The organism is Schaalia cardiffensis (assembly GCF_016405145.1).
In the GTDB taxonomy this organism is placed as follows: Bacteria; Actinomycetota; Actinomycetes; order Actinomycetales; family Actinomycetaceae; genus Pauljensenia; species Pauljensenia cardiffensis.
The window spans coordinates 16122-41409 of record NZ_JAEKIA010000008.1; the positions used below are offsets into that span (position 1 = coordinate 16122).

Genomic DNA, 25288 nt, shown 5'->3' on the forward strand with positions numbered 1-25288 from the left:
TCAGAATCCTCCCCCCCCAAGTGGGAAAATACGCGATTTTCCATTCATCGCACCTTCGTGCCCTGCGCCTATTTCGCTCAAGTCCCGGTACTGAAAACGCCGTGAACGGCAAGGCGACTAGGCTGAGCACATGGTGAATATCGCGCCCATTCCCGCCGACCTGCTCCCCAAGGACGGCCGTTTCGGTTCCGGCCCCTCCCGAATCCGCCCCGAGCAGATCGAGGCGCTGCGCGCTCCCCTGCTCATGGGAACCTCTCACCGCAAGGCCCCGGTCAAGTCCCTTGTCGCCTCGATCAGGGAAGGTTTGCGTTCTCTTTACGCCCTACCCGAGGGCTACGAGGTCGTCCTCGGTAATGGCGGCGCCTCAGCGTTCTGGGATGTCGCCGTCACTTCGCTCGTGCGTGAACGCGCAGCCTTCGGAGTTTTCGGCGAGTTCGGCTCCAAGTTCGCAACTGAAGTTGATCGGGCGCCTCATCTCGATGCTGCGATTCGCGTGAGTGCTGCGGCCGGGGCCCTGGCCCGTCTCAGCGGCACTGAGACGAACGAGGACGGGGCTTCGCCGGATGTTTTCGCCTACCCGCATCATGAGACTTCGACGGGTGTTCTCAGCCCGGTTGAGAGGATCGGCTGTGATGATGCACTGACTTTGGTGGACGCGACCTCCGTTGCGGGCGCAGCTCAGGTCGATGTTTCAGCGGCGGATGCCTATTACTTCTCGCCGCAAAAGGCTTTCGGCTCCGACGGGGGACTCTGGCTTGCTCTGCTCTCCCCTCAGGCGATGCAACGGGCAGAAGAACTCCACTGTGCTTCAGATCGTTGGATGCCGTCCTTCCTCGATCTTTCCTTTGCGGTGAAGAACTCTGTCAAGGACCAGACTCTGAATACTCCCGCGATCGCGACGCTCATCATGTTGGAGCAACAGATCACGTGGATGTTGGATGAAGGTGGCCTCGATGGCATGGAGGAGCGTTCTCGAGCGGCTTCTGAAGTGCTCTACCGTTGGGCGGATTCCTCGCCCTTGGTTCGGCCTTTCGTGTCCGAGCCTTCCCACCGCTCCCATGTCGTCGTGACCCTCGAATTCGACGAGTCCGTTGATACGAAGGCTCTCTCGGCGGCGCTGCGCGCGCAGGGGATCGTTGATGTGGATCCCTACCGAGGGGTCGGAGGCAAGCAGCTGCGCATTGGGACCTGGCCGACGACGCCGGTCTCGGATGTTGAGGCTCTGGTGGCGTGCCTCAATTGGCTCCTCGAGCACTCGGCGTAGTCGTCGACAAGTCCGCCAAGCTCGTCGACAAACCCTGAGCGGGGCCATCCCGTATGAGTCCAGTCGCTCTCCCTTTTTCAGATCACGTTTTTTACGAGGCGCGGGCCCGCGGGAGGTCACTCCCGCGGGCCCGCGTTTTCCGCTTCAGTAAGCGATCACTCAGCCGATCAAAGCTTCGATCGGACCGAGGAGGAAGTAGACGATGAACAGGATCGACACGAGCCACATGAGCAGGTGAACCCTCTTCGCCTCGCCCTTCGCAATGCGAATGAGCGTGTAAGTGACGAAGCCGACGCCGATGCCGACCGTGATCGAGTAGGCGAAAGGCATGAAAGCGATCGTAAGGAAGGCAGGGATCGCGATCTCAGCCTTCGACCAGTCGATGTCGGCAACCTGCATCATCATGAGGAATCCAACGAAGACGAGGGCCGTGGATGCGGCCTCGGTCGGAACGAGAGCGACGAGGGGCGAGAGGAAAGTCGAAGCGAGGAACAGCAGACCCGTCACAACCGAGGCAAGGCCGGTGCGCGCACCTTCTCCGACGCCCGCAGACGACTCGATGTAGGAGGTGTTCGAGGAGACGCCGCCGACGCCGCCTGCGATTGCCGCAAGGGAGTCGACGAGGAGGATTTCACGCGAACGCGGCGGGTTACCGTTCTCATCGAGGAGCTTCGCCTCACCGCCGATGGCGACCATGGTGCCCATCGTGTCGAAGAAATCGGCGAGCATGAGGGAGAAGATGAGAAGAACGACAGCGACCGGGCCGAGCTTGGAGAAGGCGCCGAACATATCGACCTGGAAGAGCGAGCCGAAACTCGGCAGGGAGACAACCGAACCGGAAAGCTCGGGGATGGTCTGACCCCAACCGGTCGGGTTCACGATCTCACCTGTTTCGTCCTTCATCGCCGAGACGTGGAAGATCGCTTGGAAGATCACCGCGAGAACGGTCGAGGACAGGAGGCCAATGAGGATGGCGCCTTTGACCTTACGGATGTAGAGAACAACCGTGAGAAGCAGGCCGAAGACGAAGACCAGGGCGGGAAGGCCGGCGAGGGAGCCGTTGATGCCGAGCTGGACGGGGGTGCCGCCGGGGCGGATGATGCCGGCGTTAATGAGGCCGACGAAGGCGATGAACAGGCCGATTCCGACGGAGATCGCAGTCTTAAGCTGACGCGGAACGGCTTTGAAAACGGCCTCACGGAAGCCGGTGAGGACGAGAATCGTGATGAGGATGCCCTCCCACACGATGAGGCCCATGGCCTCCTGGTAGCTCAGTCCATTGCCTCCGACGAGGGTGAATGCGACGACGGCGTTGAGGCCCATTCCCGCAGCGAGCGCCAAAGGGAAGTTCGCAACAAGGCCCATGAGGATCGTGACGATGCCCGCGACAAGGGCGGTTCCCGCAGCGATGTCGGAGAAGGCGAAGCCCGCTTCAGCTGGGAGGGTCGTCGAAAGGATGATCGGGTTCACGACGAGGATGTAGGCCATCGCGAAGAAGGTGACGAAACCGCCACGGACTTCCTGGGCGATGCTCGAGCCTCGTTCAGTGATGTGGAAGAAACGGTCGATGGTCGACGAGGACGCCGTCGCAGATGGGGATGCGGCGGTCTTCTTTTGTGTGCTCACGCGCTAATCGTGCCTTTTCGAGCCGAATCCGCGCAAAATTCGTGCGCCGCGACACACTTCACAGTGTAGGACCGTCTTCAGTTCGCCCCTGTTCGCTGAGAGGAGTGAGCTTCATTCGTCTCTCCGCCACTCGTACCCCCTCTCTATCCGATCTCCACGAAAGGGCTACGGAGCTTCGGAGCTTTACTCCTGTGGTGCTGGCCCCGCTTTGGGCATCGGTTCGCTCACGACAGCGGAATCGTCGACACGTGAGGGGCGCACAGTCCACACGCTTGCCTGCTTGGGCACATCCGTTTCCGAATGCGCGCCGCAGGTGTGGTCGAGGCTGACGACTCGCCCGTCGTCGGGTGCCCACTCGTTCGCACACACGCCGAACATCGTGCGCATCGAACCCGACATTTTCACGAGGAAACCGCAGGTTGAGCACGTGTTCTTCGGGGGGCGCCCCGGTTTGGGCCCCTGGTCGGACTTGTACCAGCGTGTCACAGCCGCTTGACGTCCCTCGTCAGAGAGGACGCGTTTACGTCCCAAACCAATTTCAGCGAACTGCGCAATATCTGGATCGTCGCCAACGGCCTCGAAGCTCTGCTCAAGGCGGGCGTCTTCCGCCTGGTAGGGCAAGGCGTCCTCGCGTGAGAGATCACCGGGGCGAAGCCGCTCCTCCCAGGGGACCCATTCGGGAGCGAGAAGCGCACCCTCGCAGGGGATCATATCGACTTCACACACGGTCGCCGTCCGCGAGCGCGCAACCCTGGCGAGGGTCACAGCCCACGCCCAGCCAACATAGCCCGGGTCACTCGAAGCGAACCAGTGGGTGCCGAGGCGCTCAGCATCCATTGTGAAGCCCAAGTGTTCACCAATAGGGCGCGGGTATGCGAGGGCTTCGGCGGATTGTCTCGCCACGTCAACAGCCTTGGCGAGAACCTGATCGATCTTCGGGGCTCGTGTCCGCACGGCCCGGGTGGCTTCCTTAGGCATCGAAATCATCCGCCACTGCGCGAAGAACCTTCGCGATGGCCCGTGAGTTCTCGGGGTACTTTCCGTTGCGCAAGGCGGTGGAGGAAGCGTCGAGGAGTTTAATGAGGTCCTCGACGACGGGGACCATCGCTTGGGGCTTGCGCCTGCGGGCCGCTGAAACAGAACGAGTCGGCGACAAGATTTTCACGGTCAGGGCCTGCGGGCCCTTGCGCCCATCGGCGACCCCGTATTCGACTCGAGTCCCCGGTTTGGGCGCCGCAGCCCCCTCGGGCAGCGCCGAGGCGTGGAGGAACACCTCGACGCCGTCATCGCCTCCGATGAAGCCAAAACCGCGCTCGGCATCGAAGAACTTCACCTTTCCAGTGGGCACTGCAACTCCTCAAGAAGACTATGGGGTCATGTTCAGACCTCCGCCCATTCTAGTGGGCGAGGCCGGGCTGTGCTTCTCGGCGGATACTCCTTCAGCCTGTCACTGAACTCTCGGCTCGCATGGTCGCAGGTCGGCTGGGGAGGGAAGGCTTTGGGATCCAGCTCCCTGTCACTGGAGTCTCGGCACGCATACTCGCAGGCGGGAGAGTAAACGAAGGGGCGAACCAAGGCCGATTGATCCGAACCCTCCCCTGTGGCGACTGCCGCACGAACACAGCATGCAGCACGGGCGCCGCAACAACACTGACACGAAGAGCTCCAGCTTGAGCGACGCCCGGCGAGGATCACAAAAAGTCGAAGGGGTTGAAGTCGTCGACATCAATGATGCGCAGCCTCGGCAAGGTCACTTGGAAGGCGTGTACGTCGTACTCGAGGTCAATGACCTTGAGGCCCTTTTCCTCCAGCTCATGCAAACCCGAGGCGAGGAACTCGCGGAAGCACATGACCGCGACATTGCGTCCCAGGTCGAGAAGATGCTCAACCTGGGGAACGAAGTCGGCATCATGGCTGGCCAAGATGACATCACCGGATTCAAGTTCCCCGATCGCCTCCATCGTGCGTTGGAGGCCGACGTCCACGACCTTCACATCCTCCGGTCCAGACAGGGGGATCACCGTGTAGTCCATTGCGGTCAGTGCCTGAACGAATCCCATTGGGAGGGCGCCGGAAGAACCATTGAGGAAGAACAGTCCTTTAGCTTCCTCGTCGAAAGCACGACGCGCGCCTTCGAGGACACGATCCCATCGGGGGCGCTCTTCAGGGCTGGGCCGACGCTCGAGCACCGACAGACCGAGGGTCGCATCGATGTTCTCACCATCAACGATCAAATAGGTTTTGCCATTAGATGAATACATTCCCATACCTCAACACTACGGCCCGAGCGCGAAAAAGGGGCACTCCCTGAACAAAAGTCAGAGAGTGCCCCGTGTGAGCGGACTCAGACGCTCACTTCACGTCCTCGTCAACCCAGTCGAAAGTACGGGTGACGGCCTTCTTCCAGAGGCGGTAGGTGCGGTCGCGCTCAGCCTTGTCCATGGACGGGCTCCAGCGCTTGCCTTCCTGCCAGTTCGCAACGACATCCTCGGTGCTGCTCCAGAATCCGACGGCAATGCCGGCCGCGTAGGCGACGCCGAGGGCGGTGGTCTCGGCAACAACGGGGCGGACCACGTCGCAGCCGGAGAGGTCGGCCTGGAACTGCATGAGCAGCTCGTCGTGCGTCATGCCGCCGTCGACCTTGAGCTCCTTGAGGGGCACTCCCGCATCGGCGTTCATCGCCTCGATGAGTTCAGCGGACTGGAATGCCGTTGACTCTTCGACCGCGCGCGCGATGTGGCCCTTGTTCACGTAGCGTGTGAGGCCCACGATCGCGCCGCGGGCATCATCGCGCCAGTAGGGTGCGAAGAGGCCGGAGAAAGCGGGGACGAAGTAGACGCCGCCATTGTCTTTGACCGACTCGGCGAGGGCGCCAATGTCCGAGGACTTGACGATCATGCCGAGGTTGTCGCGTAGCCACTGGACCAGGGAGCCTGCGACGGCGACAGAGCCTTCGAGGGCGTAGACCGGAGCCTCATCGCCGAGCTGGTAGAGGACGGTGGTGAGCAGGCCGTTCTTGGAGAAGACGGGCTCGGTGCCGGTGTTCATGAGGGTGAAGCAGCCGGTGCCGTAGGTGTTCTTCGTCGCACCCGGTTCGAAGCAGGCCTGGCCGAAGGTCGCGGCCTGCTGGTCGCCGAGGATGCCCGAGATCGGGACGCCTGCGAGGAGACCGTTCGAGCGGCCTTTACCGTAGATCGCGGCGGAGGGCTTGATCTCCGGGAGCATCGACATCGGGATGCCGAAGTCCTTGCAGATGTCCTCGCGCCACTTGAGCTCGCGAACGTCCATGAGGAGCGTACGAGAGGCGTTGGTGACGTCGGTGGCATGGACGCCGCCGTTCACGCCACCGGTGAGGTTCCACAGGACCCAGGTGTCCGGGGTACCGAAGAGGAGGTCTCCGGCCTCGGCGCGCTCGCGGGCGCCCTCGACATTGTCGAGGATCCACTTGACCTTCGTGGCCGAGGGGTAGGTCGAGATGTTCTCGCCGGTGATCTGACGGTAGCGCTCGGTGCCGAGCGGGTCGCCGGCAGCGATTTCGCGGGCGATGTCGCCGGTGCGCACATCCTGCCAGACGAGGGCGTTGTAGACGGGTTCGCCGGTGTTCTTGTCCCAGACGATGGTGGTTTCGCGCTGGTTGGTGATGCCGACTGCCACGAGATGCGAGGCGTTGATCTCAGCCTTTTGGAGGGCGGAGGCGACGACGGAGCGGACCGACTCCCAGATCTCAACCGGGTTATGCTCGACCCAACCCGGGTTCGGGAAGATCTGAGTGAATTCCTTCTGGCCGACGGCGACAATCTCGCCGGAGTGGTTGAAGATGATCGCACGGCTTGAGGTCGTGCCCTGGTCGATCGCGAGAACGAATTTCTCTTCAGACATGGACGAATTCCCTTCTGTCACTTCTTTGTGGTGAAGACGATTCCTAGTGGAATACGGGGCACGAAGGCCCCTGCTCCTCGTGTGTGTTATACGGAGCTGAAGATGGAGCTCGACGGCAAGCTCTTATAAGGATGGAGATGGAGGTGGGGTCCCGGAGGCGTCCGCCCGGGACCCCACCATCTCTGGATGCTCGGATCAGGCCAGGCCGGTAACGAAGGCGATGACGGTACCGACGATCGCGCCGATGGTCGGGCCGACAACGGGAACCCAGGAGTAGCCCCAGTCGGAGCCGCCCTTGCCCTTGATCGGGAGAATGGCGTGCGCGACACGCGGGCCGAGGTCACGAGCCGGGTTGATGGCGTATCCGGTCGGGCCGCCGAGGGAGTTACCGATCACGACGATGATGAGCGCGACACCGAGCGGGCCGATCGGCGCATGTTCGGCGGTGTAACCCGAAACCCAGATCCACAGGATGAGGACGGCGGTGCCGATGGCCTCCGTGAGGGTGTTCCAACCGTAGGAGCGGATCTCCGGGGCGGTCGAGAAGACGCCGAGCTTGAGGGCCGGGTCGAGGTCCTCATCGAAGTGCTGCTTGAAGGTCAACCAGCACAGGATCGCGCCAACGAAGGCTCCGAGGAACTGGGCGACGATGTAGACGACGACATTGGCGACGGTGACGGGGATACCGCCTTTGGAAACGAAGTCATTGAGCCCAACATCAGGGTTGAACATGTGGCCGACGACCTTCGCGATCGTCACGGCCGGGTTCAGGTGGCCGCCCGTGCCGTAAGCGACGTACACACCGGCGAGAACAGCGAGACCCCACCCCCAGTTGATGAGGAGCCAGCCTCCGTTACGCCCCTTCGACTTTGGAAGGAGGTTGGTGGCGACGACGCCACCACCGAGGAGGAGGAGGACTGCGGTCCCCATGAACTCCGACATGAAGATCTGAGGCATCGTCACCTCTTGCGGCGCCATGGGAAGAAGTGTTGCGAGCATTTTCCCTATCTTTCTCCAACGCTTCATCGCATTGGATCTTCGAACGGTGAGCCGTTCGACTATTCCGAGAGTGAGAGCGTTGAGCTTCACCTTCGCAGCTTTCGGCTCACCCGGATCCGGGAATTTCCTTTGAACCTTTGGGATTCATTGTGGAAAAACCGCTCTTTTTCCAAGCGGCACCTTCAGCCTGCGATCTCGATGAACGACAACGTTCTCACAAGGACGACAATAAGTATGACAGGCGATGCACATCGATTCGGACCATATGGCCAATTGTGCACACGATTTATCAATCTTTCGGTCATACGTGTCCGCTCCCAGCTCTACATATCCACGCCCTGCACATGCAGAGCCTGGCCATTGCACGCCTGTGCATGGCACACTAGGGCACGTGACGATTCGTGACGAGCAAGCCCATGAAGCCGCTTCCATGTACTACCTCCAAGGGCAAACCATGGAAACGATCGCCCGACACCTCGGAGTCTCCCGCTCCTCAGTCTCCCGTCTCCTGTCCTACGCGCGCGAGACCGGCCTCGTTCGTATTTCCGTCAGCGCGGCTCCCGGAAACAAGGGCACACTTTCAGGGCAGATCTCCGAGATTTTCGGCGTACAGACCTCCGTTGTCCCGGTTCATGACGTCCACACCGAAGTCAACCGCCTCCACAATGTTTCTCTTGTCGCCGCCGAACGCCTCATCGATATGCTCAAGCCGGGCGTCACCCTTGGCATCGCCTGGGGCAATACGACCTCAGAAATCACCCGTTGCATGCCTCGAGTGAATTTCCCCGGCTCCACTGTCGTCCAACTCAATGGAGCAGCCACCGCCACCGAATCAGGCATGCCCTACGCTGACGCGATCATTTCCCGCGCTGCTCGCGCAATCGGCGGGCGCATGGTCCACTTCCCCGTTCCCACCTTCTTCGACTACGCGGAAACGAAAGACGCCCTTTGGCGCGAGCGCTCCGTCCAGGCAGTCCTGAAAACCATTGAGGACTGCGATATCGCCCTCTTCGGTATCGGCTCCCTTTCCGCACGCCTCCCCTCGCATGTCTACTCAGGAGGATTCCTCGACACCGAAGAACTCGCCGCCGCCCAGCGCGACGGAGTCGTCGGCGATGTGTGCACCGTCCTGCTGCGCGAGGACGGCTCGACCGATATGGCATTGAACTCGCGCGCGTCTGGCCCCACCCCCGAGACCCTTCGCCGAATTCCCCGCCGCCTTTGCGTTGTTGCCGGCGCCTCGAAAGCCCTTCCCCTCCTAGGGGCTCTGCGAGCAAAAGTCATCACCGACCTCGTCCTCGATGATGGCGCCGCGCGCGAACTTCTCGAACTCGTCCGTTCTTGTGCAGTACAAGCGAAAGGCACCGGAAGGTGAGCATTCGTATTCGCGACGCGCGCCCCAAAGATGCGCGCCGCATCGCCGAACTCACCACCCCCTACGCGATGCGCCGCATCCTCTTACACAAAGAACTCATCGCCTACTTCGAGGACATCCAAGAGTTCGTCGTCGCGATTGACGAGGAAACGAACGCGCTCGTTGGCTGCGGCGCTCTGCACGTCATGTGGGATGATATCGCTGAGATTCGCACCCTCGCCGTCGCCCCCGAGTTCCTTCACAAGGGGATCGGCTCGGCGATTCTTGAAAGCCTCCTCGCACGCGCGCAAAAGCTCGGACTCCAACGGGTCTTCTGCCTCACCTTCGAAGTCGACTTCTTCGCGCGCCACGGCTTCTACGAAATCTCAGGTACTCCCGTCGGCGAAGACGCTTTCCTCGAAATGCTGCGTTCACATGACGACGGAGTGAAAGAGTTCCTCGACCTCGCTTCCTACAAGCCCAATACTTTGGGCAATACCCGGATGCTCCGCGACCTCGAGCACGCCCCACTCTCAAAGGCCACGAGCGATCACGGTATTCACAGCGTTCAGGTGCCTGCACACTCCTCGGGAGCCTGAGCGCTCCGCTCTCAACGAGGGCGAGGGGCCGTCGGTGGTGTACGCCCTCAGGTTCCTGAGCTCTCCCAACGCTGAACACTCCTCGGGCCCGGGGACGTTCCTTCGTCGCCCTAGTGAAGATGGACCGCGACCGGAACACTCCCCCGAGCCTCTGGACACTCCTAACGCTCCGGCCCCGGCCCCTTACCCGATAGGCACACTCCCCGGGCCTCTAGACACTCCTCCAGGTCCTGACATCCCTTGAGCTTCTGGACATTCTTCCAGCCCCTGACATCCCTTTGGCCCTTCAGACTCCCCTCAGGCCGTTCAAGTTCCCTCAGGTCAGTGAACACTCCCCTATTAATAGGAGTTCTTCACTCACCCGGTGCCGCCCACCAAAATCCCACCTGCCTATAGGGAGGACTTCGGGCCCACACTCAAGAGCGCCCATTGCCCGCGGCCTCGTCCTCACAAGGAAAGAAACCCGCGAGAGTCCTCTCCACCGCACACGTGAGAGCCCATTTCCCTAACTCTCTCCTCACGGATTTAGATCTTCCACTTGCTTCACAACTCCGTGGACGTAAGTCCCAAAACCGCAAGATTCTGCGGCTCTCAGAGCTTCACAACGGTTCAGGCTTGCGGGAAACCCCCCTTTGTTACGCTCCGAATCACCAACGAGCCGCAACGACAAGGACGCCCATGCGAATCGCACTCTTCGCCACCTGCGTCGGGGATCTCATGTTCCCACAAGCACCGCAGGCAACCGTTCACCTTCTCGAACGTCTCGGTCACGAAGTCGTCTTCCCCGAATCCCAAGGATGCTGCGGGCAGATGCACATCAACACCGGATACTTCCCCGAAGCCGTTCCCCTCATCAAGAACCATGTGAAGACCTTCGAGCCGGTGCTCGACGGCGAATGGGACGCGATCGTCGTCCCCTCGGGCTCATGCACGGGATCGCTGCGCCACCAGCCCGAAATGGTCGCCAAATCCGAGGGCATGCCCGGCATGGCTAAGCGCGCCTCGCAGATCGCAGAGAAGACCTACGACCTTTCAGAGCTTCTCGTCGACGTCCTCGGACTGACCGATGTGGGCGCATACTTCCCGCACCGCGTCACCTACCATCCGACCTGCCACTCAATGCGCATCGCCCGCGTCGGAGACCGCCCCTACCAGCTCCTCAAGGCCGTTGAGGGCATCACCCTCGTTGATCTTCCGGAAGCCGAGTCCTGCTGCGGTTTCGGCGGAACCTTCTCCATGAAGAACCACCAGACTTCCACGGCGATGCTCGCCGACAAGATGGCCAATGTGAAGTCCACAAAGGCCGAGATTCTCACCGCAGGCGACTACTCGTGCCTCATGCACATCGCCGGCGGTCTTTCGCGCCAGCGCGCCGGCATCCGCGCAATGCACCTCGCGGAAATCCTCGCGGGCACGAAGGACCAACCCTGGGAAGCAGACGAAACGACGACGAAGCTGGGGGCATGACATGGCACGCAAACATGTGAACCCGAAGTCCGACGTGACCTGGACACCCTCCGCGGACGCGCCGGAAGAACCGCTCAAGTGGGGCGAAGGCTTCCCCAAGGCCGCGGCAAAGACCCTGCGCAACACGCAGATGCGCCGCAACCTCACGCACGCGACAACCACGATCCGCAACAAGCGGGCCCTTCGCGTGTCCGAAACCCCGGACTGGGAGGAACTCCGCTTGGCGGGCTCCTCCATTAAGAACCGCGTCATGAGCCGTCTGCCCGAGCTCCTCGAAGAGATGGAGCGCAATGTCACCGCACGCGGCGGCATTGTCCACTGGGCGCGCGACGCAGCCGAGGCCAATGCCATCGCCTACCAGATCGCGGCCTCCAAGGGTGTTGACGAGGTCGTCAAAGTCAAGTCCATGGTCACCCAGGAGATCGGCCTCAACGAATACTTCGCTGAGCGCGGCATCTCCGCATGGGAGACCGACCTCGCGGAGATGATCGTTCAGCTCTCCGACGACATGCCGAGCCACATCGTCGTCCCCGCGATCCACCGCAACCGCTCCGAAGTTCGCGCCATTTTCAAGGCGCGCATGGGCGACGCCCCCGACAACCTCGGTGACGAGCCCGTTGAACTCGCTGCAGCGGCTCGCGCCCACCTGCGCAAGAAGTTCCTTTCGGCAAAGGTCGCGATCTCCGGGTCGAACATGATGATCGCCGAAAGCGGCACCCTCACCGTCTTCGAATCCGAAGGCAATGGCCGCATGTGCCTCACCCTCCCGGAAACCCTCATCTCGATCGTCGGCATTGAGAAGATGGTTCCCACCTTCCGTGACGCCGAGGTCATGGCTCAGCTGCTCCCCCGCTCCGCGACCGGTGAGCGCATGAACCCCTACACCTCCATGTGGACGGGCGTGACCCCGGGTGATGGCCCGCAGGAGTTCCACCTCATTCTGCTTGACAACGGCCGTTCCCGCGTTCTCGCCGACCCGATCGGCCGTCAGGCCCTGCACTGCATCCGCTGTGGTTCGTGCATGAATGTCTGCCCCGTGTACGAGCACGTCGGTGGCCACGCCTACCAGTCGGTCTACCCCGGCCCCATCGGTGCGATCCTCACGCCCCAGCTGCGCGGCGCTTTCGATCACAACGATCCGGCCTCGACCCTTCCCTTCGCGTCCTCGCTGTGCGGCGCCTGCTACGACGCCTGCCCGATGCGCATCAATATCCCCGAAGTGCTGGTCGAGCTGCGCCACCGCGCCGTCGAAGCTCAACGCGGCGGCATCCCGACCGTGTGGGATGTGGCGATGGGAGCCGCGAAGATCCCGATGTCCTCTGGCCCGCTCATGAAGGCCGCCGGCAAGCTCATGCCGCTCGGCCGGAAGATCGCGGGTTCGGATCGTCGCCTCGTGAATCTGCCCTGGCCTGCGACCGCGTGGTCGACTTCTCGAGACGTGCCCGCTCCGCCCTCGAAGACCTTCCGCCAGTGGATGGCCGAACACCAGAAGGAACAGGGCTGCACCGCTTGCTCGTGCACGCCCACCACCCGCATCGACGAAGAGGGGGCCCAGCTGTGAACGCCCGCGAAGAAATCCTGGCTACCCTGCGCACTGCGCGTGACGCTTCGCAGCCCGGCGCTCCGAAGGACGAGGTCGTCCGCGACTACATGTGTGAAACCGACGACGCTCCCGGTTCGCGCCCGGTGCTCGACTTCTTCATCGAGATGCTCGGGGACTACCACGTCGCCGTTCATGAGGTCACGGCCGATAAGATCCCCGCGACGATCGACAAGGTACTCAAGGAGAAGGAAGCGCCCTCCGTTGTCGTCCCCGCTGGTCTGGATGCCACTTGGCGTAAGGCCGCAGGCAAGGGGCGTACGCTGCACGTTGACTCCATTGAGAAACCCTGCACCAAGGAGGAGCTCGATCAGACTCTCGCGGTCGTGACCGCTTCGCGCACTGCGATCGCTCAGTCTGGGACGATCATCCTTGACGGCGAGCCGGATCAGGGCCGCAGGATTATCAGTCTCCTGCCGGATCTGCATCTGTGCGTCGTCAATGCATCGACCGTTCAGCCGACCGTCCCGCAAGCGGTCGCGATCGTCGGTGAGCATCCGACTCGTCCGATCACCTGGATCGCTGGCGGTTCAGCGACCTCGGACATTGAGCTTGTCCGCGTTGACGGCGTACACGGCCCCCGAACCCTGGTTGTGCTGTTGGTGACGGATCGCTGAGCCTTTCCATCTGATAGACGCTGGGGGCAGTCGGCATTGACCGACTGCCCCTTAAGCTGTGCCGGTTCTTCTTCGGGATGCTCAGGCTGTCCCCTTGTGCCTCGCTCCCACTCCTTTCCCCTGCTCCGGCCATATCTTGCCCTGTGCTCATGCTTCTTAGCTCATCCTTATCTTGAGCCTCGCCGAAGTGTTCTCAACAGGTCTCGTGTACGTCAACGTCTCACCTGTGGAAGGGAAAGGTGGGGGCGGGAGTGTTCTCAACAGGTCTCGTGTACGTCAACGTCTGGATTCGTGCAGGCCGAGGGCTACCGTGGAACCTTTTCAACAGGTCTTGCGCGTGGGCATTCTTCGGGGGCCGTGTGTGCACTTCCCTCGGCGGCACATGCCTGCACAAGCGCTCGTAGCGGGCCATCTCAGCGGACCATAGGTGCCCGAGCACTCTCAACAGCTCATGCGCGAGCGGATACCTTCAATGATCGTGTCAAGCTCGAAAGTGAATTGGAGGTCGGCGCTAGCCGGATCCTCAGGTGCAAAACCTGGGTATTCACCCTTGAGAAGAGCGCGGATGATCGGCAAATCTGTTCCGGCCTCACCCTCGAGGAGAGTTTTCACGCCATTGCCATGCAAGCCCTGTGGGCCCGAAGAATCGCACATCGTGTCCCTCTTGCCCGTGTGGGCGGCAAGATGCGCAACAAGACTGATGGAACGCAGTGCATCCGCTGAGCTCAAGCCCGCGTCGACAAGGGTCTCAAGGGCCTTCTCGATCGAGATCATATACCCCAGGGCCAGCCTCGAGTCGAACTCCAAGTAACGTGCAAGAGGGCCGATCGAAGCGACCGAAGCGCGCATCCCGGAGGCGAAGCCCCGCAGGAGGGATTCCCAGTCCCCCTCGGTCAATTCGGCGAGGACGTCAAGGCTCATGCTCGCTCGATCCAGTGCGATGAGCTGCATGAATTCACGCTTACCACCGACGTGGTAGTTCAATGCGGTCGGATCGACTCCGAGGATGTCTGCGACGGACTGCATTGTGACATCTTCCGGGGCGAGGGTGCGGGCGGCCTCGAGGATCTTATGCCGGTCGATTCTCGCGGGCCTGCCTTTTGAGCGTTTCTCTCCTCGCGACGCAGCTGTCTTCGTGGTCTTCGCCGCCATGCCGCCTCCCCGTTTCAGGTGTTCTCCCCATTCTAAGGGGCGTTTCTCCGGGAGCTGAAAAACCTGGCGGCCCAAGATGATCTCGGGCCGCCAGCACACTCGCGGGGTGTCCACCCCGCCCTCGTGAATGAAAACTCAGAGTTTCTTCACGAGCGGGAAGGTGATGGTCTCGCGAATCCCCTGACCGGTCAGAGCCATGAGGAGACGATCCAAGCCCATGCCCATGCCACCGGCGGGCGGCATGCCGTACTCCATTGCCATGAGGAAATCCTCGTCAAGGACCATCGCCTCAGGGTCACCGTTCGCCGCAGCGAGGGCCTGCGCTTCGAAACGCTGACGCTGGATCACGGGATCGACGAGCTCGGAGTAGGCGGTCGCCAACTCGAAGCCGCGCACATACAGATCCCACTTCTCGACGATCCCCTTCTTCAAACGGTGGCCGCGCGTGAGGGGACTGGAGTCCTCGGGGTAGTCGCGAACGAAGGTCGGCGCCCAGAGCTTGTCGCCGACGGCGGCCTCGAAGATGACCTCCGCGACCTTGCCCGGACCCCAGTGGTCGGCCACATCCTCGCCGAGTTCCTCAGCGATCTTCACGAGCTCCTCAAGGGGGGTGTCGACATTGAACTCGCGGCCAAGAGCCTCGGCGGTCGCGTCGAACATTGAGATCTCAGCCCAGGACCCGGAAAGATCGTAGAGGGAGCCATCGGACAGGGTGACAACCTCCGTGCCGAGGGCGTCGCGCGCAGCCTTCTGGACGAACTCGCGGGTGCGGCGGGCCATCGTGTCGTAGGAACCGTAGGCCTCGTAGGCTTCGAGCATCGTGAACTCGGGGCTGTGCGAAGAGTCCGCGCCCTCGTTGCGGAAGTTGCGGTTGATCTCGAAGACCTTGTCGATGCCGCCGACGACCGCGCGCTTGAGGAAGAGCTCGGGAGCGATCCTCAAGAAAAGATCCGTGTCGTAGGCGTTCATATGCGTCGAGAAGGGGCGGGCTGCGGCGCCGCCGTGCAGGTTCTGCAGCATCGGGGTTTCAATCTCGATGAATCCCGCCTCGTCGAAGTAGTCGCGCAGGGACTTCACGACTTTGGAGCGCGTGCGCACCATGTCGCGTGCCGCCGGTCGGACGATCATGTCGAGGTAGCGGCGCCGAACGCGCATGTCCTCGGACAAGGAGACCTCGGTGCCGTCCTCGGCGGTGTAGGTCTTAGGCAGTGGGCGGATCGACTTCGCGGCGATCTGCCATGCGGGCACCGGATCGCCCTCGCCAATACCGGGAGTGAAGAGCCCGGCGGGTGCGGTGCCGGGGCAGGCCAGGACAGAGAGTTCGCCGCGGCGCGAGGAGATCACGCGGCCGTGGATGAAAAGGTGATCGCCGAGGTCGACATCCGCCTTGTACTGTGCGAGGGACTCGACGCCCACTTCGGCGGCGGAGAGCATCACCTGGATACGATTGCCCTCACCGTCCATGAGGGTCGCGAAGCAGAGCTTGCCTCCATTGCGGGCGAGCATGACGCGACCGGCGATGCCGACCTCGTCCTGGGTTTCGTCACCGGCCTGAAGATGCGAGTACTTCTCGCGGATCTCGGCGATAGTGGAGGTGATTGCGAGGACGACCGGGTAGGCCTGGCGTCCGTCGGCGAGAAGGCGCGCGCGCTTCTCCTGACGAACCTTGACCTGCTCGGGAGTGTCATCGGCTTCAGGGGCGGGATTCTGGTTCACGTCAGTCACCTCACCATCGTAACCGTCCGAAGAGGTGGCTCTTCACCCACGTGAGGCTCTCCACGCGTGATGTCTCCCTCGCCGATCGCAAGCGCCTGAGGTCTTTCTTGTCCTGGTCGCTTGGTGCGCGTAATTGAGGAGGGGCCTTTGCCCCTCAAATACTCGTGGCGTCCGCCTGAAACTCTCTCCCCTCTTCGCGTGTCCGGAATGGGGGATATTCATCAAGCATGGCGAGAATGCTGCAGGTCTCCCTCAACCACGAGAGCGGAGCCGCTGGCGCGATGATGATCCACTGTTTGGGTGCCTCGCTCAACGACTCACGCGAAAAGAAGGCAGAGCCTTTCGCCTCCCTTTCTTCGTCTGCGTTATCGCCCGAGTAGAGAAGGCTGTTCAGCGGGACCCTGCGCGCAGACACAAGCCCATGACTGCGCCAGCGGACTGAGAAGGATTCGCCATCACCAATCCATCGAAGTAGCACAAGCACTACGAGAGGAACGAAGGACAGCATGGAAACTCTCTGCATCAGCGCAAAGGCGTGAGCAAGCCTGTTCCCCCGAAATTCTCAGCGATCTCCACAGAAACGCAGGCGGTTCTTTGCCCTCAACTTAACGACAATGAGAAAGATGCCGTTAAGCCCCATCAGGATCATCGTCGACAGGAAACACAAGAGAAGAATCATTGTATTCACCGTGGTCGACTGAACTTTCAGAAGAGCATGATTCATCCAGAGAATACCGACAGGCAACAGCGTTGCTCCCGAAATAATCGCGGAGCGCTCTACATGGAGAGCTGAAAAACCTTACCCCGATCACTCGCCATCGTGTTCTGCACCCACCATGTGAATCCGAGGAACTCTCGCCCATCGCGAATTCTCCTCATCGAGTTCCGCACTCGTGACGACCTCGCTCATATTCTCGCAGGCCGTTGCACACAAGCCCGATAGCTCAGTAGAGGCTCCGATGAGCCGAGTTGCGATCGCTTCGCTCACCTTGCCCGCTTCCATGCTCGGAGGAATCACACGGGAGGAATGAACAGTTCCACAGCGTCCGAATCCGGTTCCTTCTGAAAAACACCTGCCCCAAGGGGTCGGAAGTGAAGAGGCACAGTGCTCTCGCGGAGGGGACTCCAAGACCCTGGATCTCGGTCAGCTCCACTACAGAGGCACAGTAGTCTCCCGGAGGGAAGCCTCAACTGCCACCCGATTCTCAGGGCTTCCCCGCCGATTTCAGGCCGAGTTCTCGAGCTCGCTCGGAGTCCTCGGGCACGCGCCCCGCAGAATCTCCGGTCTCAATGATGCGATTGTGCTCGTCCACGAAAGCGACCGAGGGCTTCCACCCCCGCACCTGGGACTCGGGCACCTGACAGTACGCCATGATGATGACGAGGTCGTCAACGCTCACCAAATGCGCTGCAGCCCCGTTGAGCTGGACAACGCCAGAACCTCGGGGTCCTGCGATCGTGTAGGTCGACAGGCGCTTGCCATTGTCAATGTCCGCGATATCAACACGCTGACCCTCGACAATATTCGCGGCGTCGAGCAGATCTTCGTCGATCGTGACCGAGCCGACGTAGTGCAGGTCCGCGCCGGTGACCCGCGCCCGGTGGATCTTGCCCTGGATCATCGGACGCATGACTTCCATTCGCATCGCCTCAGCCACGCTCCACCTCCAAGATGACGGGAAGATTGTCAATGAGCCTGGTCGTCCCGACCTTCGCGGCGACGAGGAGGCGACACGCCCGCCCACCTTCCACCATGGTGGCGGGCCGGGCGTCCTTTTCAGTCACGAGGGCAACACCAGGCGTTCCAGCGAGAATGTCAAAGGTCCCATCGTCAACGAGGGCAATGTAGTCGACCTCGATCCCCCCGGTGGCCTCAAGGACCTTAAGGACTGCTGCGACAGCCTGCTCGGCGCTCGCACCATTGGCCGCAGCATCACGTCCGGCTTCGAGCCCTTTCGACAAGGATCGAGCGCGCACTCGCTCGTCCTCTAAGAGGTAGCGGTTACGGCTGGACAAGGCCACACCATCGGTGTCGCGAACGATCGGAACGCCTTCAACGCGGACAGGCACGTCCAATTGGGAGAAGACGTGGCGCAGTACCGCGAGCTGCTGCGCGTCCTTTTCCCCGAAGAGCGCAACGTCAGGGCGGACGAGTCCCATGACCTTCGTGCACACGAGGGCGACCCCAGCGAAGTGGGTGGGGCGGGTGGTGCCTTCAAGCACGTGCGCAATACGACCCGGGTCGATGCTGAGGTCAACCGGCTCGGGGTAGGCGTCCTCGGGGCCTGGCGCCCAGACAAGATCGGCACCGACGCTTTCAAGAGCCGCCATATCCGCGTCAAGGGTGCGCGGATAGGCATCGAAATCCTCTCCGGGGGCGAATTGAGTCGGGTTAACGAAGATCGTGACGACCACGTGGTCGCCGAGTTCTTTCGCGCGTTTGACGAGCTGCAGGTGTCCCTTGTGCAGGGCACCCATCGTCATGACGAGGGCGCGAGTCCCCTTCAAATCTGCGAGGGCGGCGGCGAGTTCTTCCCGCGTACGGGTGAGGACAGGTCGATGGGTCATGCCTCCATTGTCGCGCCCTGTAGCGCGTATTCCCACTGCGAAGAGAGTTTCTTTAACCACGCTGAACGTGAAATCAGGCGCACACCGGGGTCAGAGCTCTCCCCTTCGGGTTTCCGGTCAGGCCGCGCATGACGGTCGCTATTTCGCTTAAACCCCTTGCAACCAGCTGATGAGAGGGGGTCTGCGCTAGAAGAAGAGGAGTCATCAGGCACCCCTGGAAGCTGCCCAAGGGTCGGCATTCGGCGCCCTCGGCCAAAGGGCTTTCAGCCCTCCAGGAGCGCGCTCCGCACAGCGTCGGCATCCCGCTCGTTCAGGCGAGCTCGGCCGAGCAGCATCGTGATCGCATCACGAGCCCCGGCCTCGTAAGCATTGAGCGCATCATCGCTGAGGGCGGCGAGGGCTTTCACGTGCGAGCGCACGGCCTCGGCATCCGCCCTGGTGATGGGGGCGGCAATGGCAGCCTCCCCTTCACTGAGGGCAGCATCTGTGGTCTGTCCGAAGAGGGTGCCCGCGATAAGGGAGGGTTCTTCAATTCCTTGAGCCTTCAAGGCTTCGAAGGCTCGGATCACTGCCATTGCGATTCCGTTGACGCCGAGGGTGAGGGCGGCGTGCACTCCTGGGCGAGCGTCCTCTTCGATGATGATGGGTTCACCTCCCATTTCAACGACGAGCGCCTGCGCGATCGGGAGGAATGGGGCGGGCGCAGTCACCAGGAAGGGGGCTCCACTGAGTCGCTGCAGGTCGACGCTCCAGCCGGTGAAACGGATCGTCGGGTGGATCGCAACCGGAATCGCGCCTTGAGCTTGGGCAGGAGCGAGGATGCCGGTGCCGTAGGGGCCGGCGAGGTGAACGAGGATCGTCCCCATCTTCCAGGCGCCGAGTTCTGCCAAGCCCGCAACGAGAGGGGCGATCTGCTCATCGGGGAGGGCGAGGAGGACGAGTTCGGATTGTCCGACAAGCTCCTCGATGGAAAGGACTGGGACTCCGGGGAGGAAAGCATCGGCTCTTTCGATCGCGTCTGCTGATCGAGCGGCGACTCCGATGATCTCGTGTCCGGCGGCCCGCAGGGATGAAGCGATGATCGGGCCGGACTTGCCGACCCCGATGAGTCCGATCCCGAGGCGCCCAGAGTTCATGTGTGCTCCTCAGGGAAAGGGGGCTGCGCACTCGACGCCTGGGGCGGTGTCTCGGGGATTGGCCCTGCCTGCCCATTCGGAGGTAAAGGAGCGGGCTGCCCGTTCGGAGGGATCGGCGCGGGGTGCGCGATCTGCGGCTGAGTTGTGGCCTGTGGGAATGGCCCTGCCTGCCCAGCCGAGGGGAACGGGGTGGTGAGCCCGTTCAGCGCGGGCTGTCCACTCGGGGCCTGAGCCGCAGGCTGCCCGCCCTGGGGGTAGGGCATAGGCTGCCCGTTTTGGGGGTAGGGCATGGGCTGCCCACCTTGCGGATAGGGCATGAGGGGCGGGCTCTGCACTGCTGACGGAATCACCCCGGGCTGCGAATAGAGTCTGCTCTGACCGCCCGCCATCGACGAGGCGGATTGCGCTCCTGAAGGAAGCACTGCCCCGGCCTCGCCGATCACACCGGTGCGCCCCTCAAAGTCGAGACGCGACTGGACTCGTGAAAGCCAACGCTCGGGCGGCTCCTTCGTACGCCGAATCCGCGCTCGTTTTCGTACGCCCTCACTTAGCCCCACGGCGGCTGAGACATCGAGGTGACGCGCCCTGCAGGGGGTTGTACCTGGAACGATCTGCGCCTCCACATCAGCCAGGGAAAGGCGACGTTCAAGGGGCCCCTGAGTGAGTTTGAGGGACTGAACACGCTCAACGGGAATGACCGAGAGGTCCCAGCTCAACCATCCATCGCGGATGACGAGGCAGGTCTGAGTCAAAGCGACGGCGCGACGTTTCTTGACCAGCGGATCGAGAATCCTGGCTCGCGTGGAAACAGGGATGAAGCCGACACCTTCTCCCGTCCCATCGAGAGCGGCGCTCATGAAAGCCTGAGGGTCGGGTACGCCAAGGTCTCGTACGACGAGCCACAAAGCGAGCTCCGCATCCGCCCTCGTACCGACGGGGAGAAGCAGGTCTGTTGAAAAGCCCTTCTTGGTTTCCTCCTGGTTCTGCGCTGCGAAACCTGCCTGAGTGATCGTCACCCGATACCAGCCGACCCACCTCCACAGCAACGGGCGTTGGATACGAACCGCATGGATTCGGTTCGGAGGGATCGTCTGTGAACGAGTCTCAAGCAGGCCCGAACGTGTACGGATGCCATCGGGTGACACCGCTCCGGTGAAATTGAACTCGCCTGCGAAGCGCTTCCAGACTATCGCCCCCATGGCCAGCAGGATCGGGAGGAGACCGACAACCCCGGATAGGCCCCCAGCCCCGATCAGGGTAGTGAGAACGCCGACTCCGACGAGCACTGCGAGGAGGACGAGGACGCCGACGAAGACGCCGCTGGTGAGGATGAGGGAACCCAGGAGCCGTCCGCTCGGCACCTTGTACAGCACTCGTTCAGGGGCGGACGGGGCGAAACGGCGCGGAGTCATTCCCGCAGTCGCGCTGGGCGAAGACGCTCCCGCAGGTGGCAAGGGCGTTCCTTCTCCATAGCCTGCATTCGTACCCGGCACTGGGACGCCCGCCTTGCTGTGATGGGGGGCAAAACTCCCGGCCTGGGCCACCGTGGCATCGGAGAAAACTCCTGAAGCTCGCGCGAGGATTTCTGCGCGAAGATCCTCAAGCTCCTGGGTCTTCAAAAAGCCGAAAGCAACCTTCGATCCGGCCCCGCCCGCGACCTCAATGTCGATCGTGCCGAGCCCGAAGACACGCCCTAGGAGAGGATGTTGGATGTCAACACCTTGGATGCGTTCAAGGCGAGCCTGCTTCAAGGTCCGCAAAAGGATCCCGGAGCGGTAGTAGACGCCACTATCGGTGACCGCGAAGCGGGTGACCCGCCAGGACAAATACGAGATCAAACCGAGGATCAGCACAAGCCCTAAGAGCCCCCCGACTGCGATCAAGACGATGCGACCGGTACCGAGGGAATGCGCATAATCCGAAGACAGCGAATTGACGAACAGGTTCGTGTTCTGGAACAAGACGATCGCAAGGAGGATCGTCACCCCTTTCCATGCTTTGATCAGCGGGGAGAGCGGGTGCAGGCGGCGCCACTGTCCTTCGGCGATCGCTCCCTCAGTTGCGCGGATCTTGGGGGCCGCTCCCCCTCCGACGCTCACAGGCCCGCCAGTTCAGCAGAGCCGCGCTCAGCGAGCATGTCACGAAGACGCACCGCCTCATCAACGGGCACGCCATTCAAAGTCGCATCGGTGTGCGCCGAGGCGGTGTGGACTTTAATCTCCGCAATCCCGAACATGCGCGCGATCGGCCCCTCGGAGATCTCGATGTACTGAATCCGACCATAGGGGATCAGGGTGAGGCGACGGAACATGATGCCCTTACGAATGCAGAACTCATCCCCGGCGAGGGCGAAGGCCATCGCTTTGACCTGACGGGAGATGAACCACAGGTCCCAGACAGAGACGCACACGAAAACCGCGAACACGATCCAGAACAAGGGGGTCAGGAGGCGTGCAGCAACGACGGATGCGATGAGCACTGGGAGCAAGCCGAGCATCGAGGAGATGATTCGCACGAGCGCAAGCTTTTGAGATACCGGATGAAACTCGAGTCCTACCGGAGCCATGGGGTCGGTCATTGCGACGCCTTTCGAATACTGCCCAGATCGTGGGCTGTTTGCGAGCCTTTATCGTCTCACAGCGCCCATTATCGTCTCACAGCCTCGCTTCTTGGCGAGACAGCTCTTCGCCTCACCCACAGGACACACCCCCTTCCACCCAACTCCCAGCGAACATCCAGTTTCCTGGTCGAAGATGAACTCATGTCACGACAAAACTCCGAGGGCGAAGCCCGCCTCCTCGTCGTTGACGACGAGCCGAACATTCGCGACCTGCTCGCATCCTCCCTGCGTTTCGCCGGCTTCGAAGTGTCGACCGCCGCCGACGGACACTCCGCCTATCGTCAAGCAATGGACGAGTCCCCGGACCTCATCGTCCTCGACGTGATGCTTCCCGACATGGACGGTTTCACCGTGACGCGTCGCCTACGCGAAGCGGGCGTACAAATCCCCGTTCTCTTCCTCACCGCCCGTGATGACATGCGCGACAAGATCCAGGGGCTCACCGTCGGCGGAGACGATTATGTGACAAAACCCTTCGGCCTCGAAGAGGTTGTCGCCCGTATTCGCGCGATCCTGCGCCGCACTCTCGGGGCTGAAGAAGACGACGGCCTCTTGCGCGTCGGCGACCTCGTCATCGACGAAGACGCCCACGAAGTGACAAGGGCGGGGGTCTCCATTGACCTGTCGCCCACCGAATTCAAGCTCTTGCGTTACCTCGTCATCAATGAGCGGCGCGTCGTGTCAAAGATGCAGATCCTCGACCACGTGTGGGAATACGACTGGGATGGCGAAGCCGCGATCGTGGAATCCTATATCTCCTACCTGCGTCGCAAACTCGCCGTCGAAGGCGCCTCCGGGGAGCTCATCCACACGAAGCGCGGCGTCGGTTATATCCTGCGCGCCGAGGACTGACCGTGAGCAGTGGCCCACTCGCTTATCTTCGAGCGTTCTGGGAGCGTCGTCCTCTTTCCTCCCAGCTCGTCGGCCTCATTACGGCGCTCCTCGCCCTCGGCCTCATCATGTCGGGCACAGTCATGCTGGGCCTTTTGCAACGCCACCTCGTCTCCCAGATCGACGAACAGCTCAGAACCACCGCGCCCTCGGCACTGAGCGCGAACGATTTTGGAGCACAAAAGGGCATCTCCGTCTTCCCCACGCTCTTCTACATTCGCAGTACGCTGCCCGGAAGTGAGGACGCGGTTTACTACTATCCCGGCACGCTCAAAGTTTCCGGCACTCCGAAAATCCCCGAACTGCTCAGAGTCGGAGATGTTCCCGATACCGAGGATCAGATCACGAGGCCGGTGACAGTTGCTTCGAGTCGCTCGGGAGAGAATTGGCGTGCGATCGCTTTCCCGATCTACGCCGAGAAAACCCATGAGCCGATTGGCGTGATGACGGTCGCGCTTCCACTGACCGATGTGCAACGCACGATTCGCACGACAGCCGCCTACTTCATGATCGGTGGCCTCGTCATCGTCATGGTCGGAGCAACGATCGGCTCGTCCCTCGTGCGTCGTTCTCTGCTTCCTTTGCGAGAGATTGAATCGACGGCGGGGAAAATCGCCGCAGGTGACCTCACAAGGCGCGTCCCCTCCGCTCCCCCATCCACAGAGGTCGGGTCCCTCGCCCTGTCATTGAATGCGATGCTTACACAGGTTGAGCAGTCCTTTGAGGCGCGTCAGGCCTCCGAGAAGAAGATCCGGCGTTTCGTCTCGGATGCTTCGCATGAGCTCCGCACGCCACTCGCCGCGATTTCCGGGTATTGCGAACTCTATTCGATGGGCGGCGTGCCTTCGGAGCGCGTCGAGGAGGTCATGGGGCGTATTCAATCCGAATCGAAACGAATGGCGACCCTTGTCGAGGATCTGCTGACGCTGGCGCGGCTGGACGAAGGACGTCCCCTGGAGTTCAGGGACTTGGATCTCGTGAAATTGGCGGATAACGCGGTTTTCGACCTGCAGGCCTTGGATCCGACGAGGACGGTGCGCCTGTGCTCCCTCAATGGGCATCGCCCACCCATGACTGTGGTGGTGAGCGCCGACCGTGACCGGATCTCCCAGGTCTTCACGAATGCGATCGGCAATATTGTCCGCTACACGCCGGAAGGCTCTCCCGTTGAGATCGCCCTGGGACGAGTCGGGGGCGATGCGGTCGTCGAGATCCGAGATCACGGTCCCGGTATCGCCGATGCGGATCGAACTCGCGTGTTTGAGCGTTTCTACCGCTCTGATTCTTCCCGTGCTCGTGCCAGCGGAGGTTCGGGCCTCGGGCTCGCGATCGTCGCCTCCATCCTTGCTGCACATAAGGGCAATGCGAGTCTGACCAAGACGAAAGGCGGGGGGCTCACCCTCCGGATCGAGTTGCCGCTCACCCGCTCGGTCTCGTCTTCTTCGAGTGAAGCTTCCTCGACGCAGGATTGCGCGAGCTGCGAGCTTGCCTCCTCGGAAAACGCAGCGCCCACGCTTGCCTCCTCGGAAAACGCTTCGCCCGAGCCGAGCGGGCAGGATTCTCACTCAGCTGAATCTTCCGCGCTGGAAGGTCTGCCACCTGGAGCGTCCTCCCAAGGCTCTTCCTCTGACGAATCACCCTCTTCGGGCACGGCGAATCGCCCTCGGGAAAGCGTCGAAGCGCCGAAAACTGAGGATGGCGAAGAGCACACCACGGGGTGAGAATCGCCACCCGATATGGTGGTCCTCGTCGAAGTGGCTACGATTCTGGCCGTATTCCCGAATTCAGGAGAGAGTCGAC

21 protein-coding genes and 1 pseudogene are annotated in these 25288 nt (G+C 61.9%); 8 read left to right on the top strand and 14 right to left on the bottom strand.

The genetic code is table 11. The features are described from left to right. The first annotated feature begins 130 nt into the window (after window positions 1–130). Window positions 131–1264 (top strand): phosphoserine transaminase, encoded by a 1134-nt coding sequence (serC, locus tag JFX23_RS05950; protein WP_198776141.1) that lies wholly within the window; start codon window positions 131–133, stop codon window positions 1262–1264. A gap of 159 nt (window positions 1265–1423) precedes the next feature. Here serC and JFX23_RS05955 read toward each other — a convergent pair whose 3' ends face one another. The 6 genes from JFX23_RS05955 to JFX23_RS05980 all read right to left on the bottom strand — a co-directional run bounded on the left by JFX23_RS05955 (window position 1424) and on the right by JFX23_RS05980 (window position 7768). After that, window positions 1424–2890 (bottom strand): NCS2 family permease, encoded by a 1467-nt coding sequence (locus tag JFX23_RS05955; protein WP_198776142.1) that lies wholly within the window; start codon window positions 2888–2890, stop codon window positions 1424–1426. A gap of 183 nt (window positions 2891–3073) precedes the next feature. Then, entirely contained in the window at window positions 3074–3868 is a 795-nt protein-coding gene (locus tag JFX23_RS05960; RefSeq protein ID WP_198776143.1) for a DUF3027 domain-containing protein, read from the bottom strand. Beyond that, complete coding sequence (locus tag JFX23_RS05965; protein WP_005962314.1) at window positions 3861–4238, bottom strand: cold-shock protein; 378 nt, start codon at window positions 4236–4238, stop codon at window positions 3861–3863. The genes JFX23_RS05960 and JFX23_RS05965 overlap by 8 nt, the downstream gene beginning before the upstream one ends. A gap of 343 nt (window positions 4239–4581) precedes the next feature. Next, complete coding sequence (locus JFX23_RS05970) at window positions 4582–5151, bottom strand: PIN domain-containing protein (protein ID WP_005962315.1); 570 nt, start codon at window positions 5149–5151, stop codon at window positions 4582–4584. 91 nt (window positions 5152–5242) lie between these two features. Next, entirely contained in the window at window positions 5243–6769 is a 1527-nt protein-coding gene (glpK, locus tag JFX23_RS05975) for a glycerol kinase GlpK (RefSeq protein ID WP_198776144.1), read from the bottom strand. A 195-nt stretch (window positions 6770–6964) separates the two neighbouring features. After that, a complete protein-coding gene (locus JFX23_RS05980) occupies window positions 6965–7768 on the bottom strand; it encodes an MIP/aquaporin family protein (RefSeq protein WP_198776145.1) in 804 nt (267 codons plus the stop codon). A 430-nt stretch (window positions 7769–8198) separates the two neighbouring features. Here JFX23_RS05980 and JFX23_RS05985 point away from each other — a divergent pair, with 430 nt between their 5' ends. The 5 genes from JFX23_RS05985 to JFX23_RS06005 all read left to right on the top strand — a co-directional run bounded on the left by JFX23_RS05985 (window position 8199) and on the right by JFX23_RS06005 (window position 13405). Then, entirely contained in the window at window positions 8199–9143 is a 945-nt protein-coding gene (locus tag JFX23_RS05985) for a sugar-binding transcriptional regulator (protein WP_005962319.1), read from the top strand. Beyond that, window positions 9140–9721 carry an amino-acid N-acetyltransferase gene (locus tag JFX23_RS05990; RefSeq protein ID WP_198776146.1) on the top strand — a complete coding sequence of 194 codons (582 nt, stop codon included), beginning with the start codon at window positions 9140–9142 and terminating at the stop codon, window positions 9719–9721. Before JFX23_RS05985 ends, JFX23_RS05990 begins: the two co-directional genes overlap by 4 nt. A gap of 678 nt (window positions 9722–10399) precedes the next feature. Continuing rightward, window positions 10400–11188, top strand: coding sequence for a (Fe-S)-binding protein (locus tag JFX23_RS05995; RefSeq protein WP_198776147.1), 789 nt, complete (start codon window positions 10400–10402; stop codon window positions 11186–11188). A gap of 1 nt (window position 11189) precedes the next feature. After that, window positions 11190–12749, top strand: coding sequence for a LutB/LldF family L-lactate oxidation iron-sulfur protein (locus JFX23_RS06000; protein ID WP_198776148.1), 1560 nt, complete (start codon window positions 11190–11192; stop codon window positions 12747–12749). Further along, window positions 12746–13405 carry a LutC/YkgG family protein gene (locus JFX23_RS06005; RefSeq protein ID WP_198776149.1) on the top strand — a complete coding sequence of 220 codons (660 nt, stop codon included), beginning with the start codon at window positions 12746–12748 and terminating at the stop codon, window positions 13403–13405. The genes JFX23_RS06000 and JFX23_RS06005 overlap by 4 nt, the downstream gene beginning before the upstream one ends. 441 nt (window positions 13406–13846) lie before the next feature. On the opposite strand, the gene JFX23_RS06010 is transcribed toward JFX23_RS06005, so the two are convergent. The 8 genes from JFX23_RS06010 to JFX23_RS06045 form a co-directional block, all read right to left on the bottom strand. Then, window positions 13847–14557 carry a TetR/AcrR family transcriptional regulator C-terminal domain-containing protein gene (locus JFX23_RS06010; protein ID WP_198776150.1) on the bottom strand — a complete coding sequence of 237 codons (711 nt, stop codon included), beginning with the start codon at window positions 14555–14557 and terminating at the stop codon, window positions 13847–13849. A gap of 135 nt (window positions 14558–14692) precedes the next feature. Next, window positions 14693–16282, bottom strand: coding sequence for a lysine--tRNA ligase (locus tag JFX23_RS06015; protein WP_198776151.1), 1590 nt, complete (start codon window positions 16280–16282; stop codon window positions 14693–14695). A gap of 799 nt (window positions 16283–17081) precedes the next feature. Continuing rightward, window positions 17082–17276, bottom strand: coding sequence for a hypothetical protein (locus JFX23_RS06020; protein WP_198776152.1), 195 nt, complete (start codon window positions 17274–17276; stop codon window positions 17082–17084). Window positions 17277–17478: 202 nt separating this feature from the next. Next, window positions 17479–17913 carry an aspartate 1-decarboxylase gene (gene panD, locus JFX23_RS06025; RefSeq protein WP_198776153.1) on the bottom strand — a complete coding sequence of 145 codons (435 nt, stop codon included), beginning with the start codon at window positions 17911–17913 and terminating at the stop codon, window positions 17479–17481. A gap of 10 nt (window positions 17914–17923) precedes the next feature. Then, window positions 17924–18841 carry a pantoate--beta-alanine ligase gene (gene panC / locus JFX23_RS06030; RefSeq protein ID WP_198776154.1) on the bottom strand — a complete coding sequence of 306 codons (918 nt, stop codon included), beginning with the start codon at window positions 18839–18841 and terminating at the stop codon, window positions 17924–17926. Window positions 18842–19104: 263 nt separating this feature from the next. Further along, on the bottom strand, window positions 19105–19977 hold the full coding sequence (locus JFX23_RS06035; protein WP_198776155.1) for a Rossmann-like and DUF2520 domain-containing protein: 873 nt from the start codon (window positions 19975–19977) through the stop codon (window positions 19105–19107). Beyond that, a complete protein-coding gene (locus JFX23_RS06040; RefSeq protein WP_198776156.1) occupies window positions 19974–22076 on the bottom strand; it encodes a PH domain-containing protein in 2103 nt (700 codons plus the stop codon). Before JFX23_RS06040 ends, JFX23_RS06035 begins: the two co-directional genes overlap by 4 nt. Further along, a complete protein-coding gene (locus tag JFX23_RS06045) occupies window positions 22073–22555 on the bottom strand; it encodes a PH domain-containing protein (protein WP_005962340.1) in 483 nt (160 codons plus the stop codon). Before JFX23_RS06045 ends, JFX23_RS06040 begins: the two co-directional genes overlap by 4 nt. 183 nt (window positions 22556–22738) lie before the next feature. On the opposite strand from JFX23_RS06045, the gene JFX23_RS06050 reads away from it, so the two are divergent. Together JFX23_RS06050 and JFX23_RS06055 are read left to right on the top strand one after the other, a co-directional pair. Next, on the top strand, window positions 22739–23449 hold the full coding sequence (locus tag JFX23_RS06050) for a response regulator transcription factor (protein WP_005962341.1): 711 nt from the start codon (window positions 22739–22741) through the stop codon (window positions 23447–23449). 2 nt (window positions 23450–23451) lie between these two features. After that, a pseudogene (locus JFX23_RS06055) lies at window positions 23452–24912 on the top strand (sensor histidine kinase); the annotation flags it as partial. Window positions 24913–25288: the final 376 nt, after the last annotated feature.